Annotated in this window: 1 pseudogene; it reads right to left on the reverse strand. The window is 80.1% G+C overall.

The annotated features are described in order from the left end of the window. Positions 1 to 1373: pseudogene (locus ACLIYP_RS30430) on the reverse strand (DUF5682 family protein); the annotation flags it as partial.

Raw genomic sequence — 1373 nt, forward strand, 5'->3', positions numbered from 1 at the left:
AGGGAGGGGGGTTCGGGCAGGGCGCGGGCGTGGGCCGGGTCCTCGGATCCGGTGAGGCCGGCCACCTGCCGGACCGCCGCCGCCGTGAGCGGTTACGCGGCGGCGGCCGGCCGCGCCGGACGGCCCGCGTCGGCGCCGAGTCCCGGGACATGGCCGGCCCGCAGCCGGTCCAGCAGGGCCAGGCCGGCCAGCAGCTCCGGCAGGGTACCGGCCCGGGGCAGGACGTCGGCGACCTCGCCGAGCCGTTCGTCCGCGAGCCCGGACAGGCCGCACTCCGCCGCCTGCCGGAGTCCTTCGAGGGCCTGCGCGGCCGTCGGCCCGCCCTCGTCGTGCTCCAGGCGCCGCCGTTCGCGCAGCACGCCTTCGGCGGCCTGCGCGGGGGTGACCCCGCGTACGCCGGCCGCGGTCAGCACGGCGTCCGTGGCCGGCGTCCAGCGCACCTCCCAGCGGGAGGTGAGGGCCTCGGCGCCGCCCGCGCCGACGACCTCCCCGGCCTCGCCGTAGGGCACCCCGCACACCGCCAGCCGGCGCAGCAGCAGTTCACGGTGGCGGTCGAGGTCGGAGCGCAGCGGGTCCAGCCGCATGTCCCGCGAGGGGCCGGGGCCGCCGGAGGAGGGGCCGGGCAGGCCCAGCCGGGCGGCCTCGGCCTCGACAGCGGGGGCCAGGCCGCTGCGCGGCGCCCGCGGGGCGGGACGCCCGCCGCGCGTGCCGACGAGCACCCGCTCCATCGCCCGTGCCACGGCCCGCCCCCGCCCGTACGGCTCGCCCTGCGCGAGCACCGTCTGCACGGCCTCGACCAGTTCACCGCGGCCCGCCGCGGGCAGGCCGCGCAGCCGGGCGAGGTCCGAGGCCAGCCGGCTGATCTCGCGTGCGTCGGCGGGACCCGAGGGGTGCCCCAGGCTCCGCAGTTCGGCGCAGACGCGTACGGCCGCCCGTGTCAGGGCCTCCTCCAGCGCGGCCGGATCGCCCGCCGCGCGCAGGACCATGTCCTGCCACTCCGGATCCCGGATGCCCGCCGGATAACCGGACCGCTCGTCGAGGAGGGCGTAGGTGTAGGGGATCAGGGAAGTGGTCCAGGCGGGCCGCTGCGCAACGGCGCCCGTTCCGGCCCCCTCCCCGGCGCCTTCCTTCTCCGCGCTCCCTTCCCCGGTGCTCCCCTCGGCCTCCCGGCCTACGAGTGCCGGGGCGTGGAACGCGCCGACCACCACGGCGGCCCGCTCCCCGTGCGCGGTGGCCTCGGCCAGCCGGGCCCGCATCCAGCGCTCGCGCCGCAGGTCCGGCTCCGGTACGCCGCCCGAGGCGGCCGCGTCCTCGCGCAGCGCCCATCCGGTGAGCAGGGCGGCCCGGCGCAGGGCCTCGGGCGGGGAGCCGGG

The organism is Streptomyces nanhaiensis (assembly GCF_046614825.1).
GTDB classification, from domain to species: Bacteria; Actinomycetota; Actinomycetes; order Streptomycetales; family Streptomycetaceae; genus Streptomyces; species Streptomyces radiopugnans.